General features: G+C 62.1%; 12 protein-coding genes and 1 pseudogene. 1 reads left to right on the top strand and 12 read right to left on the bottom strand.

All coding sequences use genetic code 11. The features are described from left to right. Window positions 1–39 precede the first annotated feature (39 nt). From EII26_RS01270 to EII26_RS01235, 8 genes are all read right to left on the bottom strand, one after another. A complete protein-coding gene (locus EII26_RS01270; protein ID WP_124887322.1) occupies window positions 40–1,029 on the bottom strand; it encodes a CobW family GTP-binding protein in 990 nt (329 codons plus the stop codon). Window positions 1,030–1,032: 3 nt separating this feature from the next. After that, complete coding sequence (locus tag EII26_RS01265) at window positions 1,033–1,797, bottom strand: hypothetical protein (RefSeq protein WP_124887321.1); 765 nt, start codon at window positions 1,795–1,797, stop codon at window positions 1,033–1,035. A 33-nt stretch (window positions 1,798–1,830) separates the two neighbouring features. Further along, window positions 1,831–3,447: an ASKHA domain-containing protein gene (locus EII26_RS01260; protein WP_124887320.1), complete on the bottom strand. Its 1,617-nt coding sequence runs from the start codon at window positions 3,445–3,447 to the stop codon at window positions 1,831–1,833. A gap of 1 nt (window position 3,448) precedes the next feature. Then, window positions 3,449–4,801, bottom strand: coding sequence for an aminotransferase class III-fold pyridoxal phosphate-dependent enzyme (locus EII26_RS01255; RefSeq protein WP_124887319.1), 1,353 nt, complete (start codon window positions 4,799–4,801; stop codon window positions 3,449–3,451). Window positions 4,802–4,928: 127 nt separating this feature from the next. Beyond that, the gene (gene nhaC, locus EII26_RS01250; protein ID WP_124887318.1) at window positions 4,929–6,476 is read right to left on the bottom strand and encodes a Na+/H+ antiporter NhaC; all 1,548 of its coding nucleotides are present in this window, start codon (window positions 6,474–6,476) and stop codon (window positions 4,929–4,931) included. A gap of 67 nt (window positions 6,477–6,543) precedes the next feature. Next, entirely contained in the window at window positions 6,544–7,914 is a 1,371-nt protein-coding gene (locus tag EII26_RS01245) for a uroporphyrinogen decarboxylase family protein (protein WP_124887317.1), read from the bottom strand. 75 nt (window positions 7,915–7,989) lie between these two features. Beyond that, window positions 7,990–9,381, bottom strand: a complete 1,392-nt coding sequence (locus EII26_RS01240; RefSeq protein WP_124887316.1) for a monomethylamine:corrinoid methyltransferase — start codon at window positions 9,379–9,381, stop codon at window positions 7,990–7,992. Window positions 9,382–9,423: 42 nt separating this feature from the next. Then, window positions 9,424–10,056 (bottom strand): cobalamin B12-binding domain-containing protein, encoded by a 633-nt coding sequence (locus tag EII26_RS01235; protein ID WP_124887315.1) that lies wholly within the window; start codon window positions 10,054–10,056, stop codon window positions 9,424–9,426. A 587-nt stretch (window positions 10,057–10,643) separates the two neighbouring features. On the opposite strand from EII26_RS01235, the pseudogene EII26_RS01230 reads away from it, so the two are divergent. Next, a pseudogene (locus tag EII26_RS01230) lies at window positions 10,644–10,772 on the top strand (transposase); the annotation flags it as partial. Window positions 10,773–10,933: 161 nt separating this feature from the next. On the opposite strand, the gene EII26_RS01225 reads toward EII26_RS01230, so the two are convergent. The 4 genes from EII26_RS01225 to metF are packed head-to-tail and all read right to left on the bottom strand — an operon-like array spanning window position 10,934 to window position 15,736. Beyond that, window positions 10,934–11,725, bottom strand: a complete 792-nt coding sequence (locus tag EII26_RS01225; RefSeq protein WP_158612082.1) for an HNH endonuclease — start codon at window positions 11,723–11,725, stop codon at window positions 10,934–10,936. Window positions 11,726–11,767: 42 nt separating this feature from the next. Continuing rightward, the gene (locus EII26_RS01220) at window positions 11,768–14,197 is read right to left on the bottom strand and encodes a homocysteine S-methyltransferase family protein (protein ID WP_233572529.1); all 2,430 of its coding nucleotides are present in this window, start codon (window positions 14,195–14,197) and stop codon (window positions 11,768–11,770) included. Beyond that, window positions 14,187–14,855, bottom strand: a complete 669-nt coding sequence (locus tag EII26_RS01215; RefSeq protein ID WP_124887313.1) for a vitamin B12 dependent-methionine synthase activation domain-containing protein — start codon at window positions 14,853–14,855, stop codon at window positions 14,187–14,189. Before EII26_RS01215 ends, EII26_RS01220 begins: the two co-directional genes overlap by 11 nt. 8 nt (window positions 14,856–14,863) lie before the next feature. Then, window positions 14,864–15,736, bottom strand: coding sequence for a methylenetetrahydrofolate reductase [NAD(P)H] (gene metF / locus EII26_RS01210; RefSeq protein WP_124887312.1), 873 nt, complete (start codon window positions 15,734–15,736; stop codon window positions 14,864–14,866). Window positions 15,737–15,792 lie beyond the last annotated feature (56 nt).

Genomic DNA, 15,792 nt, shown 5'->3' with positions numbered 1-15,792 from the left:
CATCCCCGAAGGGACGCGGGCCCGCGGCGGACGACCGGCTCAGTTTCGGATTCCCTTGAGTTTGAGCCCGGCGTTCACGAGGCGTTTGGGAATTTCCTGGGGACGGTCCTCCCTGCGGATGAAGACCGCAAGGTTGGGCTCGGCCCCGTCCGAATCCCGGACCAGGGAGGCGTAAGTCGGGGCCCTGCCCCGGACGATGTCGAAGAGCATCCAGCCTTCCCCCTCGCGGAAAAAACCTTTCGCTCGGACCAGATCGTCGGGCAGGTCCGACAGAGCCCTTCGGAAGGCCTGGGGGTCCCCCTCCCAGAGAATGCTCTGCGGGTAAAAGGCGTCCGGCGGCGTCAGGTGGGCGGAGGCATCCTTCAGGCGCTCCTCGATGAAGGCGTCCCAATCCTCGCCCGAGGGAAGGGCGCCGACGGCCTGAGCGGGTTCCTCCTTCGGCAGGATCCGCTCCCAGGGGATTCTGCCGAAGGAGGTCTCGTACAGTGGAGCCTCCGCGTTGAGCTCTCGGATCTTCCGGCGCAGCTCGGGCAGCGACTCGGGGGCCGCGAGATCGATTTTGTTGAGGACGATCAGGGTGGCGGCCTCGACCTGGCGGGGCACCGCGTTGAAGAGATCCGCCCAGTCCGCGAAATGCTCGGCATCCACCACGCAGAGGTTGCCCCGGAGCTCGAAGAAGTCCCCCAAACGGCCCAGGCCGAGGTCGCGTTTCATGTCCCGGGTGTCGGCGACGCCGCTGGCCTCGATCAACAGGATACCGGGACGGTAGTCCCTCAGGATCGTATGGAGGGCGCGGAGAAAGTCCCCCTTGGCGCAGGCGCAGAAGATGGAGCCTCGGTTGATCTCCATCACCTCGAGACCCTCCCTGCGGACGACATCTCCATCCACCCCGATCCGGCCGAATTCGTTCATCAGGACGACCAGGGTTTCCCCGTCGGGGGGATTCTCCAGAAGCTCCCTCAGCAGAGTGGTCTTTCCGCTTCCGAGGAATCCGGAGAGAAGAAGGACCTTGCACTTTTTGTCGTTCAAGTTCTATTCCTCCTCGAAGGGGAAGGCATCGCCCGAGCCTTTGATGATGCCCAGATGGCAGCCCCCCAACTGATAGTAAAGGCACCGCCTGCCCTCGCAGGGATGGCAGGGAAGGAGCCTCCTGCGGAAGGCCCTTTTCTCCTCGTGCAGGAGGACAAACGCACACTGCGTTTTGCGTGGATGGAACATGGGAGAAGCGTGAGTCTCGACATTCAGCCATCTTGGAGTTTCAGCCAGCTCTTCGATCCTCTGCATCAGGGGGTGGGGGTCTCCTTCGAAGCCCGGATAGAATTCCCCCACGACATGCTTACTCCCGTATGCGGGTTCTTTTGCGAGCCAGTCCAGAAGGAGGTTGTGGATGTCGTAAAGGGCGATAGAGCCTGCGACGTCAAGAAAGATTCCCTTCATCATGCTGCCCTTTCGGGCCATGATTCGGGAGCTCTCGCGCTCCAGGGCATCTCCCAGGGTCCAGACGGACAGGATCAGAGCGTCGAACTCTCCCAGATCCTCCAGGGCCATGGGGGGCAGTACCTCCTTTACGGCGTCCGCGTCGATCGAGGCGATCCTCGCTCTGGGCGCAAGGAGGGAGTATCCTTCCTCCTCCCAGTAGAGCATGAACTCCTCCAGCTTTTTGACGTGAGGGCCCCCCAGCCTGTGGTAGTGGCGGCGCATGGGGGTCAGATCGACGTCCAGGACGGGGCCGTCCTTTTCGACGATCGTTGCGGGAACTTGGTTTGAGGCGGAGAAAAAGATCCTGACGGTCTGCATGACCTTGCCTCCTCGGGGGAAAAAATCGGCCGTTCAAAAGATCATGGCCTTGACGAAGCGCCGCTGAAAGTCGGGGAGCGTGGAGAGCTCGATGTACTGCATTTTTTGGGCGGCCTCCCCGGTTTTTTCGTAAAAGCGAGGAGAGGCGAGCGCCAGGCAGGCGCCAAGGCCGGACGCGTTTTTCACGCTTCGGATCCTCTCCCGAGGCAGCTTGGGGACGAGGCCGACCGCCATGGCGCTGTCGACGTCGATGTAGTTCCCGAAGGCCCCCGCCAAAAGCAGCTCGTCGATATCCTCCAGGGAGACGTCCCGCCGCTCCAACAGGACCCCCATGCCGGCTCGGATGGCGCCCAGGGCCAGCTGCACCTCCCGTACGTCCTTCTGCGTCAGGCGGACGGCGTCGGCTGCCTCGCCCAACAGGAAGTGTACCATGCCGTTTCCGTCCCGGCCCAGGCGACTGCGCAACGGTTCGTTGCGGCACTCCTCGGGGGGTACAAACCGACCGCTCCGCTCCACGATGCCCTCTCGCAGCAGAAGGGCAAGAAGGTCCACCAGTCCGGATCCGCACAATCCGACCGGGTGCCCTCCGCCGATCACCTCGATTTCGAGCTCTCCCCCGGCCAGTCGGACTCGTTCGATGGCCCCGGCCTGGGCCCTCATGCCGCATTGGATTCTGGCCCCTTCGAGTGCCGGTCCCGCGGCTGCAGCGCAGCAATAAAGCCCGTCACGATTGCCCAGAACGATCTCGTTGTTGGTCCCGATGTCGACCAGAAGCTTCAGGGGCGCCCCGGAGTCCAGGCCGAAGGCCGTTGCCCCGGAAACGATGTCTCCGCCAACGTAGCCCGCGACGTTGGGGATGAGCTTCAGGAGCCCTTCGGGGTGGACGGGAAGTCCCAGGGATGCCGCAGGCACGGGTTCGTGACTGAGAAATGCCGGCGTATAAGGGCTTTTGCCGATCGTCTCCGGGGAGACGCCCATGAGGAGGTGTTCCATGACGGTGTTCGCGGCTACGACGACCTCGCGGATCTCTTCGGAGCGGATTCCGTGACGCTGGGTCAGCTCCAGAAAGGCGGAGGAGAGTCCGCCGAGGATCGCCCGCTGGAGCTGGCCGAGAGCCTCGGGGGAGGAGGTGGAGTGGGAGATGCGGGAGATGACGTCGTCCCCGAAGGGGATCTGTGGGTTCAGGAAGGAGTGGACTCCCAGAATCTTCTGCCCCTGCAGGTCCAAAAGGCAGCAGGCCACGGTTGTGGTCCCGATGTCCACGGAGATGCCGTAGCCGGGACGCGCCCCATCCCAGACGAACATCGCGTCCGGCCCCAAATCCTCCAGGATCCGGTGGGAGCGCTGCCCAACCGGATTGACCACGGATACCGTGCCGCTCCCCAGAATTGTCGCGCAACAGGCCAGGCGCAGCCCCGCATCGAGCTCGGCCTTCTTGAGCAGCCGTCTTTCGGTGAAGGTCGGAGGGGTCAGAAATTCGGCGGGAGGAGCGGTCCGGACGCGGCATTTTCCGCAGATTCCCGCCCCGGTACAGGGACGCTCGAGAGGCACTCCTCCGCGGAGGGCGAGGGCGTCCAGCGTCTCGCCGGAATCGCCCTCCACCGCTATGTTGAAGGGTAAAAAAAGGATGCTGCAGCGTCCCTGTGACATCTCATGACCACCCTTTCGCAAATTCAAGAACCTCGTCCCCGATCCGCCCCGCTCGGTAGTCCCGGATGGAGTCGGCCAGGATGTCCAGTCCCGATTGGGCTTGCTCCTCGGAGAGCACCAGAGGGGGCTGGATTCGGAGGGTATTCTCTCCCAGGAAGGTCAGGATGAGCCCTCGCTCCCAGCACCGGTAGCAGATCTTCGCGCAGCCGTTTCGGTCGGGGATGTCCGTTCCCGGATGCAGAAAATCCTGGCCTATGGAGAGCCCGAGCCCTCTCGTCTCGCCGAGTTCGGGAAAATCCCGTTTCATCTCACCGAGTCGGTTCTGGATCCAGAGGCCCGTCTGGCGGCTTCGTTCGAGCAACCTCTCCTCCTCGATGATCCGAATTGTGGCCAGGGCCGCCCGGCAGCAGACGGAGTTTCCGGCCAGGGTGAAGCAGTGCCCCGGATGTTCCAGACTGTCTCCGATCTCCTTGCGCATCACCAGCGCGCTCAGAGGCAGGCCCGATGCCAGGGCCTTGCCCAGGGCGACGATGTCGGCCTGGACGCCGAAATGCTCCAGTGCCGTCCAGGTCCCGGTCCTCCCCATGCCCTGCTGAACCTCGTCCGAGACAAAAAGTATGCCGTGGGTCTGGCAGAGTTCCTTCAGGGCTTGAACGTAGCGTATCGGGGGGACGACGAGCCCCGCATCCCCTGCGATGGGCTCGAAGAGCACGGCGGCGACCTCCTCGGGGGGCAGATGGAGACGAAGGGCTCTTTGCAGCTCTTCGAGACATTCCAGGGCGCACAGCTCCGGACTTTGCTCCCAGGGACAGCGCGGACACTCCGGGTAGGGGAAGTAGTGCAGGTCGGGGAGCAGCGGCCCTATGCCCCTGTGCATGTTCAGGGAGATGGCGGAGGCGGAGATGGCTCCGTAGGTCGTTCCATGGTAGGCCGTCAGAAACGAGAGGACGTGGCTGCGTCCGGTATATTTTCGGGCGAACTTGATGGCCCCGTCCATCGCGTCCGATCCCGAGAGCCCGTAGGCCACGCTCTTGGTAAAGTCGCCGGGAACGATACGGCACAGCATCTCCGCCAGCTCGACGGCGGACTCCTCATACATATAGCCTATAGTGTAGCCGATCATCTCACGGGTTTGGGCACATACGGCCTCGACGACTGCAGGGTGGCACATGCCGGTATTCAGAACCCCGGCAGAGGCGGAGAAATCGATATAGGTGTTTCCGTCGGCGTCGAACAGAAGAGCTCCGCTTCCGGAATGCACTGCGAAGGGGTAGTAGGGGGACCGAAAGCAGGGGGACAGAACCTCTCCGTCACGCCGCACGATATCGAGGCTCTTCGAGATTTCCTTTGCCATTTTGCGTCCACCTCCATTCAGGCCATGAGAGGCGAAATCAATGCGCACATTGGTTGCTCAGGCCGTACGGCCTGAGCAACCAATGTCTGCGAATCGGACAAAAACGGCCGAATCGAGTACCTTTCCCCTATCCCTCGACAGCCTCCTTCGTGAAGTCGAAGGAAAGAGCCGTCCTTTTTTCCACCTTGTCGGCTCCGTTCGGTCCCCAGTAGATTCCGATGCCGAGGTAGCTCATCACGATCGCCACGATCGGGTTGATGTAGTTCAGGAAACAATAGGGCAGGTAGGTGAGGGTGGGGACGCCCATCGCCTTGGCCTGAAATGCGCCGCAGCCCGTCCAGGGAATCAGCACGGCCGTCATGGTGGCGGTGTCCTCGAGGGAACGGGAGAGCATTCTGGGCGAGAGCCCGGAGCGGGCGACGGCGTTCTTGAACATGCGCCCGGGGACGACGATTCCCAGGTATTGGTCGCCCAGGAAGAAGTTGCCGGCGACACAGGAGGCCGCGACGAGCGAGACCAGACCGCCCACGGACCGGACGCGATTGAGCAGGGGGGTGAGCAGGACGTCGAGATAGCGGCAGCTCTCCATGATTCCCCCCAGGATCAACGCGATGATGATGAGGGACAGGGACCACATCATGCTGTCCACGCCCCCCTTCTTCAGGAGCTCGGTGAGGAGGTTCCCCGCGTCGTGGGCCATCTCGGGCGAAAGACCCGTGAGGTTCAGCTGGGCCAGCAGCTCCGGCACTTTGTCGATCGAAAGGCTGGAGAACTGGGAGGCGATCGTGGATTCGTATCCGTAGTGCAGGACGTTCAGAACGTCGTGAAGGCTGTGTCCCTGGATCAGGGAAAACACCGAGGCGGCCGCGACGCCGGCCATCATGCTGGGAATGGCCGGAAATCTCAGGATGGCCAGAACCAGAACGAGCAGGGCGGGGACGGCCGTGTAGACGGGGCTGATCGGGAACTCTTTGGCCATGAGGGTCTGCAGCGCCTGAATTCGGCTGGCGTCGAAATTTGCGGATGCTCCGGCGTAGTGGGTGCCCAGGTAGAGGGTTATCGCCATCACAATGAGATAGGAGGGCACGGTGGTCCAGATCATTGCCCGGATGTGATCGAAGAGATTGGAACCCGACACGGCCGGAGCCAGGTTGGTGGTGTCGGACAGGGGGGACATCTTGTCCCCGAAGTAGGCGCCCGAGATGACGACGCCTGCCGTGAGGGGCGCGGGGATTCCAAGTCCGGCGGCGATTCCGATGAGGGCCACGCCGACGGTCCCGCCGACCCCCCAGGAGGAACCCGTGGCCAGGGAGGTCACGGAACAAAGCAACAGGGTGGCCAGCAGGAAGATCCCCGGAGAAAGGAGGTTGAGGCCGTAGTAGATCATCCCCGGCACCACGCCGGAAAGGACCCAGGAGCCCACGAGCATCCCTATGGCGATGAGGATCAGCAACGCACTCAGTGAGGAGGTTATGGCGGCGAATACGGAGTTCTCCATCTCCGACCATTCGATGCCGACGAAGCACTTTCCGATGATGGCGGCGAAGCCCGCGGCGATGGCGATGGGGATGTGCGCGTCCAACCCCAGGCCCAAAAGCCCGTAGCTGATGATCGCCGCGACGCCGATAAAGGTGACGAGCGCCAGTGGGAAACTCGGTTTTCTTTCTCTCTCCATGTTTTTCTCCCCTCGCTTCTTTCGTTGTCGTTGAATTTCGGCCTTCGTGACTCAGGATGGGGCCCGATCACCCCAGGCGTTTGTCGATCTCCTTGATGAGCTCCTCCGAGGTGGGGGTGATGTTGTCGAAGACGACCTCGTTGTTGATGAGCAGGGTGGGAAGGGTCGAGACCCCCAGGGCCTGGGTTCTCTTTATTCCCGCGACGCTCTTGATGAGCGACTCCCTCCAACGCAGCTTGTCCCCGTAGCGTTCCTCCACGGACCTGACGGCCTCGCACATGTACTGGCACGGCGCGCAGCCCTCGGAGTCCAGAGTTACGATCTCGATGAACACTCGGCCCGGCTCCACGACGACGTCCTCGAACACCTCGCCGGATTCCTCGGCCTGGCTGAGCGCGTCCTCCAGGGAGAGGAAGCCCGCCGTGTCGGACGGCTCCTCGCCCGTCGCGGCGTAAAGCCCGACGGCCTCGAGGTTGTAGAAGGGCGTGTCGTAGGGCAGATCGCAGCCGGGCGACAGGATATAGCCTTGCTTGCCGCCGATGGCGATGCGTTTTTTCACATCCTCGACGCACTCCTTGGGCGAGCCGAAGAGCAGGGTCGTCGTCAGCGGGATGTTGCCCTCGAAGCACACCTTGTACTGATGGGCGAGGTCCCGGACGAAGGCCAGATCGACCTGTTCGTCAAAAGCGATCGCATTAGGCGAACATTTCATCATCAGCTCGATGTTCTTTGTCGCGTTGCCGCAGCAGAAGAGCGTCACGATGCCGTTGCGTCCGCGCACCTCGTCGATGACCGGCTTGACGTAGGGGGTGACGAAGGTCTCGAAGTGCTTGGGCGAGATCTGGCTGGTCATGGGATCGACGACGGCGATGATGTGGGCTCCCGTCTCCATGTACCACTCTCCCATCCTGCGGGAGATCTCCGCGCAGTATTTGAGCACCGCATGAGCCTCGTCGGGCTTTTTGATCATATCCATGATGAACGTCGAGCCCCGGAGGTGGAGAGCCAGGGTGAAGGGACCGCAGCAGAGCGCGAAGACGGCCACACGGTCTCCCAGACGCTCGACCAATTTGCGGGTGGCCTCGAAGAAGATGGGAAGACGGCCGCTCTCGCGCGTGAACTCCGGAAGGTCCGCCAACGCCTTGCCCTCCGCCAGGATGTGCCCCGTGACGGCGGGGGGATTGTTCTTCGGCCAATGGAGCGTGCAGCCCAGCGCTTCGGCCTCCGCCTGAAGGTCGAAGGCGGAGCAGACCCCGTCCGCGTGATAGCGTTCCGCCGCAGCCGCCACGGCCTCGACCAGGACGTCCGCCCGGGTCAGCAAGCTGGGGGCGTCGCTGTTCACCAGTTTCGCCACGTGGACCCCCGTGAAGGGGACCCACGGGACCCGGTCCACTTCCTCGAAACGCAAGGCCTTTAAAACCCTTTCCTTTCCGTTCATCTCCTCACCTCGTCGTCCTTGTCGGATAGGGTGGGGTCGGGACGCACGCCGCACCCCGACCCCACCTTCCTTACTTTAATAGGGGAACTCGAGTCCCATCGCACAGAGCTCGTCTCTCATACGCTCGTACTGATCCAGGTACTCCTGCCTCGGAGTCAGCCGATCCATGTCGTAGACCTCCTGGATGGTCTTTCCGTAGTTGTCCGTCGGGATGAGCTTCTCGTACTTCGCCATGATCTTCTGGCAGAGCTCCTCGGCCTTCGCCCGGGGCAAGCGCATCTTGAAGGAGGCCTCCGAGACCTCGTGGTAGAAGCGGGACTCCAGCGGCGTGGCGTGATCGGTGAATTTGTTGCGGCAGGTCGCGGCGCCCCAGGGATTGCCGCCCGAGGACTCGGTGGCCAGGGCGTGGTTCGCGCACTCCCAGTACAGCTGCTCCGTTCCGGGGCCGGCGTTGGCGAAAAGGTTGTTCAGGAGAATGAGGTTGGAATTGCGGGACAGCGCCTGGGTGAGGACGCTCTGGAGCCACAGCAGCTCCCGGGTCGTGGTGGACTGCCACTTCAGGTGGAAGGGGAAATTCAAGGCCCAGCAGGACCCGTACAGACACGCTCCCTCGATGTTGTAGGCCGTCTGCAGGACGAGCGTTCCCTCGGCGCCTCCCGCGTGCCCGCCGAAGATGGCCCCGCAAAGGTTGCCGAAGACGTTGCCGTAGGAGCGGTAGTGCATGGACTTGTTGAGCATGGCGTCGTTGGTGGTCATCTCGGTGAGGATGGAGACCATGCGCCCGTCCCGGTGCGAGGGACGAACGCCCCATTCGGCGTTCGCCGCGGCGATCTGGGCCTGATCGGTCTCGGCGGTGCCCACCGAGACGGTCCAGACGTCCGGCTTGCCGACCAGGCGTTGGGCGTCCCGAAGGTTCATGGCGTGCTCCATGGCGGCCGCCACCTCCGTGGGGGTCTGGGACGTCGCCTTGCGGCCCATGAAATCCTCGATCAGAGGAGCACAAAGCCCGTCGAGCAGGGGTTCCTTGAGGTAGGCCATGCAGGCCTTCTTGTGGATGTCCGTGCTGAAATTCGCGTCGGGGCTGAAGAGGTGGAAGGGGCGACGCTCCTTGTCCTCGATGGACCGGACCTGCAGCCAGCGCTGATCGTGTCCCGCTCCGATGAGATACTTGGGCCGCTTGGTGTAGAGGACCTCGTTGACCTCCCGCTCGGAGAACTTCATGACGCGGTGCGTGTCCTGATGGTAGACTCCGACGGAGACGAAAAAGTCCTTTGCCGCCGCCCACACGCGGTCGGCCAGGGCATCGTCGCAGTTGACGATGGTCTTCCCGTCGTATTTGATGTCATATTCCTTGATGACCCGCCTCATCTCGGGGATGAAGCTCTTGAGCATCCACTCCCCCTGGTCCTTGTAGAAGGGGCCCTCGTCCGCCTTGGCAAAAACTTCCCACATTCTGAACGTCGACATGATATCGATTCCTCCCCGTCTTTACGTCGATGACCGATCCGGCTATTTCAGAAGGTCCTTGATTTTCGCCGCGCACTCGAAGGCGTCGAAGGACCAGACGTCGGCTCCGATGCGCTCCGCCCATTCGACGGAGGTGGGAGCTCCGCCGACGCAGACCAGATATTTCCCCTGGTCCCCGGCGTCCTTCACCAGCTTGATGAACTCCTCCTGGCCGGGCATCGTCGTGGTCATCAGGGCGGAAAGCCCCACGACAGCGGCCTTCTCCTTACGGGCCGCCTCCATGTATGCGACGGGGTCGACATCCGCTCCCAGGTCGACGACGTTGAAACCGTTCGCCTGCAGAACGATGCCCACAATGTTCTTTCCAATATCGTGGTAATCGCCCTTGACGGTGCCGATGATCACGGTGGTGGGCTTTTTGTCCGTGCCGTCTCCGACCAGGCGCTCCTTGAGGACGTCGTTCATGATCTGCATGAAGGCGTCTCCAGCGACCATGAGGTCCGGAAGGAAGACCTCGAAGTTCTCGAACTTCTGGCCCAGAACTCCCATCTCCTCCGTCAGGCCCGCCATGATCTCCTTGGCGTCGACCCCCTTCTCCAACAGCTCCTTGACCTTCGCGACGGCCTCGTCGCCGTCCCCTGCGACCATCAGTTCGCGCACTTTTTCGACAGACATTCCCGATGACCCCCTTATGTTTTCAGCGGTGTTCGTGCTTTTGCTGCGGGATTTTCCGCGCCCCGCATCAGGTCGTTTCTCGGCGCGGACCCGGAAAATCCGGCTTTCCGGACTCGGCTGACGCTTGCATCGCTCCTGAAGGCCAAAGCTTGCGGCCGGAAACGGCGGTTGCTGCGGAACCGAGAAGAAGGCTAACACACGGGTGCAAAAAAAATGCAAAAAGAAGGAGGATTGCGTCGAGTGCTCGGCGAGATACGGCAAAATTTATTTGCAGTTTTTTTGCAGCTGAAAATAAAATGGTCGCGACACGACAGGGAGAAGACGGAAAAACTTCTCTCTGCCCAAGTTCCGTGGAGAAGCGCCGGTAAGAGAGGTCGATGCAAAATCGGGAGGCCAGAGAAAAAACGTCCAAATTCCCGTCTTGTGCGGCCTGCGGAAAGGACGCTCCAGGTTGGTGTTTTCGAGACCCACCGGCTCCGCCGGGGGATAAGAAATCTTCCAGCTATGAGAATTATTTTCCCTCGAGTAAAGAGAGAGGACGCCGATCCGCATCACGATACAGGAGGGAAAAGCCGGACAAGGGAACCTTGGCACACACGAGCTGGAGTTGTAAATATCACATAGTGTTTGCGCGGAAGTATCGCCGCCAGATAGTCTACGGTCGACACAAAATGGAGATCGGCAAGATAACCCGGACCTTGTGTGAGCGCAAGGGTGGACCAGGGTCAAGAAAAAGGACAGGGTAAGAAAAGACAAATAAGGGGCCCCTTCAGGGGCAGCCGGAGACGGAGTTGCGGGCGGCGCGGCTTCAGGGTCCGTCAGGGCTGCCGGTATGGGGCCCTTACAGGGCCGGTGGTTCTGATTATTTTCTTCGGCTTTAGCCTTGCGACTGCTCTAAGATTCCTTTAAGTTCCTGAGGGGAAAGCACTGTAGAAGGATTGCGATGGATCATGGAGTGACAATTGGAGCAAAGGCAAATCAAGTCTTTTCCGGGATCGATTTCAATGACCTCATCTCGTGAAGACAGCGGATGGACGTGATGCACCTCTATAAAATCCTTTCCCAAAACCCCGTAGGCGTTTTCAAAATTGAATCCACATATCTGGCAGGTCGTACCATGAAGCCTAATCGCAGCTCTTCTGTTCTTGGAGCTCCGTTCGTAACGAGTCACGTAATACTGCTTTTTTGCACCCTCTATACCGGATGTTGGCACTATGGTTTCCAGCGGCTCGCCGATAGGACTATCCTGAAAACAGTTCAGTTCGTCGAGTGCCTCGACCAGTTCGTCCTTCAGCTTCCAGACGAACGCTCCGCCCTTTGCCTTCTCGTACCATCCATCAACGATGATGACGAAATAAGCGTTTTTGCCGTTCAAGTAGATGTTGTTGACGACCTCTATTTTTAGTCTTTTGCCTATGCGTTTGCCCAGGCCTACGATAATCCCGTTAAAGCAGGATCGTCTTTTGTTGCCGTACTGCTCGGGATAGCGTTCCTGAACGTCCTGGAACGTTGCCTCGCAATTGGGTGAGCCGTACCATTTTTCGATCATGTCCAGGGACCTGGGGGTAAAAATGGCCGGATCTTTCAACAACATTTTCCAGAGATCTTTCGTGATTCCGGTATCCGCAAAATACACCCCATTTTTTCTTTGGAGGTAAACTTGGCGCAAAGGCATTTTGTTCCGATCTGTCATTTTTGAACACTCGGCTTGTCAAGCTGTGGTTGTGGCGGAGATCTGCGTGGCGATCCGCACGGCCTCCATGGCATCGCGGGCGTAGTGGTCCGCATCCACGTACTTGGCCAAATCGGGGGTCAGGACGGCGCCGCCCACGATCACCTTCACCTCAGGACACTCCCGGCGCAGTTTTTCTATGGTGTCCTTCATGCTGGCAACGGTAGTCGTCATCAGGGCGCTCAGGCCGACGATCCGGATGCCGTTCCGCTTCACCTCGGCGACGACCCGCTCCGGAGGGACGTCCTTGCCGAGGTCGAAGACCCGGAAGTTGTAGTTCTCCAGGATGACCTTGACGATGTTCTTGCCGATGTCGTGGACGTCGCCATAGACCGTGGCCAGGGCAATCGGTTCCCCGGGTGCCGCCCCATCGCTGGATCCTGCGGCCAGCCTTTCCCGCAGACGCTCGAAGGCTGCCTTCGCCGCCTCGGCGGACTTGATCAGCTGCGGGAGGAAGAGGCGCTTGGCCTCGTAGTCCCGTCCCACGGCGTCGAGGGCGGGGACGATGTGCCGCTCGATGACCTCGAGGGGAGGGATGGTTCCCAGGAGCTCCCGCGTTCGTTCCGCCGCCTCGTCCTTCAGTCCCCGGGCTATGGCGGAGGCAAGATCGCCCTTGTCCACCGAGTCCGGACCCTTGGGCGCGGTGCTTTGCGCCGAGGAGATGGACTCGGACTCCGGATGTTCCTCGCAGTAGGCGATATAGTCCTGCGCGTTCCGGTCCGTCCCGATGAGAAGCCGCCACGCGGCCAGCGTTTCCCGCATGCCGGCATCGCCGGGGTTGATGATGGCCGCGTCCAGCCCCTGCATCAAGGCGGCCGCGAACATGGTTCGGTTCACCAGGGGGCGCCTGGGTAGGCCGAACGACACGTTGCTGAGCCCCAGAACGGTCCGTACGCCCAGCTCCTCCTTGACCATCCGCACGGCCTTCAGGGTCTCCCGGACCAGATCCTGTTGCGCCGAGGCCGTCAGGGTCAGGCAGTCGATCAGGATGTCGTGTCGGGGAATGCCCAGCCGTTCCGCCTCGTCTACGATGCGGCGCGCCACGGCAAGACGCGCCTCGGCGGACTCCGGAATGCCGGAGTCGTCGAGCGTCAGCCCGAGGACGCAGGCCCCGTATTTTTTGACGACCGGCAGAACGGTTCGGAGGCTGGACTCCTTGCCGTTTACCGAGTTGATCAAAGGCTTGCCGTTGTAGACGCGCGCCGCGGCCTCCAGAGCCCCGGCACTGGCGGAGTCGAGCTGCAGGGGAAGGTCGATGATGCCCTGTATCTCCGTGACGGCCCGAGTCAGCAGGGCGGGTTCGTCGACGTCCGGCAGCCCCACGTTGACGTCCAGGACGTGGGCTCCCTGGTCGTACTGCTTCAGCGCCTCCTTCAGGACATAGTCCATGTCCCCGGCGCGCAGAGCGGCCTGGAGAGACTTTTTCCCCGTGGGATTCAGCCGTTCTCCGATGATCGTGAAGTCGTCATCGAAGACCACGGCCTTCGCCGGTGTGCAGATGGCTGTCACGTTGGCGACCGTGCGGGGAACCACAAAGGAGGTTCTCCGTTTCACGGCCTGTACCGTCCGGGCGATGTAATCCGGATTTGTGCCACAGCAGCCGCCCAGGATGGCGACGCCCAGATCGGCGAAGCGGGCCATCACGTCCGCGAACTGGGCGGGCGTCACGTCGTAGGAGGAGACTCCGTCCCGCATCACCGGCAGGCCCGCGTTGGGCTGAACCATCACGGGGATGTGCGCGCGTGCGCAGATCGCCCGAACGATGGGCTCCAGCTGAACGGGCCCAAGCGAGCAGTTGACCCCCAGGGCCGAGACGCCCAGCCCCTCGAGCGTAAGCACCATGGAGTCGATGCCCGTCCCGAAGAAGGTGCGCCCCCCCTCCTCGAAGCTCATGGTCGCGAACACGGGGAGGGAACAGTTCTCCTTCACCGCCAGAAGCGATGCCTTGAGCTCGTAGAGATCGGTGAAGGTCTCCAACAGAACGACGTCGCATCCCGAGGCGCCGGCCCGGACCTGTTCGGCCACGGTTTCGTAGACGTCCTCGAACGCGGCGTCCCCCAGGGGAGCCAGAACCTTGCCGGAAGGCCCGATGTCCAGGGCCACGCGGGCGCCGAACTCGTCCGCCGCGGAGCGGGCGATGCCCACGGCCGCGGATACCACCTCCGCGACCGAATTTCCGGACCGCTCCAGCTTGTAGCGGTTGGCTCCGAACGTGTTGGTCGTGACGAAGTCGGCCCCGGCCGCCAGGTATTCCCTGTGGATGGCCCCGATCAGGTCCGGATGGGTGATGTTCAGGGTCTCGGGCAGCTCGCGGAGCCGGAGGCCGCGAGCCTGAAGCATCGTCCCCATTCCCCCGTCGAAGAACAGGATGTCCTGTCCGAGCGTCTTTCGGTCTTTTTTATGTCCCACAGCGTTCTCCCCTTTTTCGATAGGGGCAGGCCGCGCCGAGCGTGCATTGGTCGCAGCTGCGGCCGCGGTCCTCCCTCCGATCCGAAATTCCGATCAGCGCGGTGATGGACTTCACCGGTGTCATCATGTACGAGCGCGTCATGGCCAGGCCGATGCGCCGCGTCGCGTCCAGGAGATTGATGATCTCCTTCGATGCGGACAGGGGCGCGTCGCCGTAGCCGGGGCTGAAGCGCATCGTCGGGAACTCCCCCTCCCGGAGCTCCTGGAGGATTTTCCTCTCGGTCTCGTCGCAAAGGGCGTCGGCACGAACCGAGGCGCAGGCGTCCAACGCCATGCCCTCCAGCATGTCCCTCTTTTGGGCCAGGAGGATCCGTCGGTCCGTCTCGGGCCCCAGAGTCACGGCCACGGCCCAGCACTCGCGGGAATGCGCCATGAGCCGGGCGAGATCGGCGCTCCCGATGCGGATGTCGCCGGCCAGCAGGATTTCCCGCTCCTCCGTGCTGACCGAAAAACGGCCCCAGACGGTACGCGGCGTAATGAAGCGTTCCAGTGCCTCGAAGGCCTGCAGGACCTTTTCGGCCAGTTCCCCGCCTCGGCCCTCCGGGGGGACGCCCATGAACCGCAGGGCGTCGTTGACCATGGATGCGCCAGCCTGCATCGCCGAGGTCAGTTCCTTTTCACCCGAGTGGAGTAGAGGATGCCCCTGATGTTCTCGTCGATATGGCGGACGACGTCCGCCTGGTTCATGGTGTAGAGGTGGATTCCGTCGACGCCGCGGGCCAGGAGGTCGATGATCTGCTCGGTCGCGTAGGCGATGCCCGCCTCCTTGAGGGCGCGGCTGTTGTGCCCGTAGGCCCCGACGAAGCGGCGGACGCGCTCGGGCACCGTGGCGCCGCACATCGTGATCATCTTGTCGATCTGCGTGGCGGATGTGATCGGCATGATGCCCGCGATCATGGGAGCCGTCACGCCGGCGGCGCGGGCCCTGTCCCGGAAGCGGCAGAAGACGTCGTTGTCGAAGAACAGCTGGGATATCAGGGCGTCCACGCCGAGGTCCGATTTTTCCTTGAGACGGAACAGGTCCTCCTCGGGGCTGGGGGCCTCGAGGTGCTTTTCGGGGTAGCAGGCGGCGAATACATGGAATCCCTCGCGCTCCTTTATGAAGGTGATCAGGTCGGAGGCGTGGCGGAACTCTCCGAGGTCGGAGGGCTCCTTCAGGTCGCCCCTCAGGGCCAGGACGTTGCGGACGCCGTTGTCCCGAAGCTCGTCGAGGATCTGGCCGATGTTCTCCTTCGTACTGCCGACGCAGGTCAGATGAGCCAGGCCCCAGATGTCGTACCGGTTCTGGATGCCGGATGCGATGCAGAGCGTGTTGTCTCGGCTGGTCCCGCCCGCGCCGTAGGTGACGCTGATCAGGTCCGGGCTGAGGCTGGCCAGGGCGTCCACCGTGGCGTAAGTGCCCGCAAGATTGTCCGACCCCTTGGGGGGAAAGATCTCGAACGTATAGCTGGGCGTCGGCAGATTGAAAAAATCCTTCATGACGTTCCTCCGTCCTACTGAAAATAAAAAAGCCGCCCTGCGAACAAGGCGGCATA

Origin of the sequence: Fretibacterium sp. OH1220_COT-178 (assembly GCF_003860125.1) — a bacterium.
In the GTDB taxonomy this organism is placed as follows: domain Bacteria; phylum Synergistota; class Synergistia; order Synergistales; family Aminobacteriaceae; genus CAJPSE01.
Note: the sequence above shows the minus strand (reverse complement) of the source record. Positions and strands in the feature narration are given on the sequence as shown.

What these genes read in the sequence shown, in the direction of transcription:
- EII26_RS01215 (WP_124887313.1), bottom strand. Translation starts at nt 14,855, where the DNA reads ATGCAGGCTGGCGCATCCATGGTCAACGACGCCCTGCGGTTCATGGGC.
- EII26_RS01240 (WP_124887316.1), bottom strand. Translation starts at nt 9,381, where the DNA reads ATGTCGACGTTCAGAATGTGGGAAGTTTTTGCCAAGGCGGACGAGGGC.
- EII26_RS01245 (WP_124887317.1), bottom strand. Translation starts at nt 7,914, where the DNA reads ATGAACGGAAAGGAAAGGGTTTTAAAGGCCTTGCGTTTCGAGGAAGTG.
- EII26_RS01255 (WP_124887319.1), bottom strand. Translation starts at nt 4,801, where the DNA reads ATGGCAAAGGAAATCTCGAAGAGCCTCGATATCGTGCGGCGTGACGGA.
- metF (WP_124887312.1), bottom strand. Translation starts at nt 15,736, where the DNA reads ATGAAGGATTTTTTCAATCTGCCGACGCCCAGCTATACGTTCGAGATC.
- EII26_RS01260 (WP_124887320.1), bottom strand. Translation starts at nt 3,447, where the DNA reads ATGTCACAGGGACGCTGCAGCATCCTTTTTTTACCCTTCAACATAGCG.
- EII26_RS01235 (WP_124887315.1), bottom strand. Translation starts at nt 10,056, where the DNA reads ATGTCTGTCGAAAAAGTGCGCGAACTGATGGTCGCAGGGGACGGCGAC.
- nhaC (WP_124887318.1), bottom strand. Translation starts at nt 6,476, where the DNA reads ATGGAGAGAGAAAGAAAACCGAGTTTCCCACTGGCGCTCGTCACCTTT.
- EII26_RS01265 (WP_124887321.1), bottom strand. Translation starts at nt 1,797, where the DNA reads ATGCAGACCGTCAGGATCTTTTTCTCCGCCTCAAACCAAGTTCCCGCA.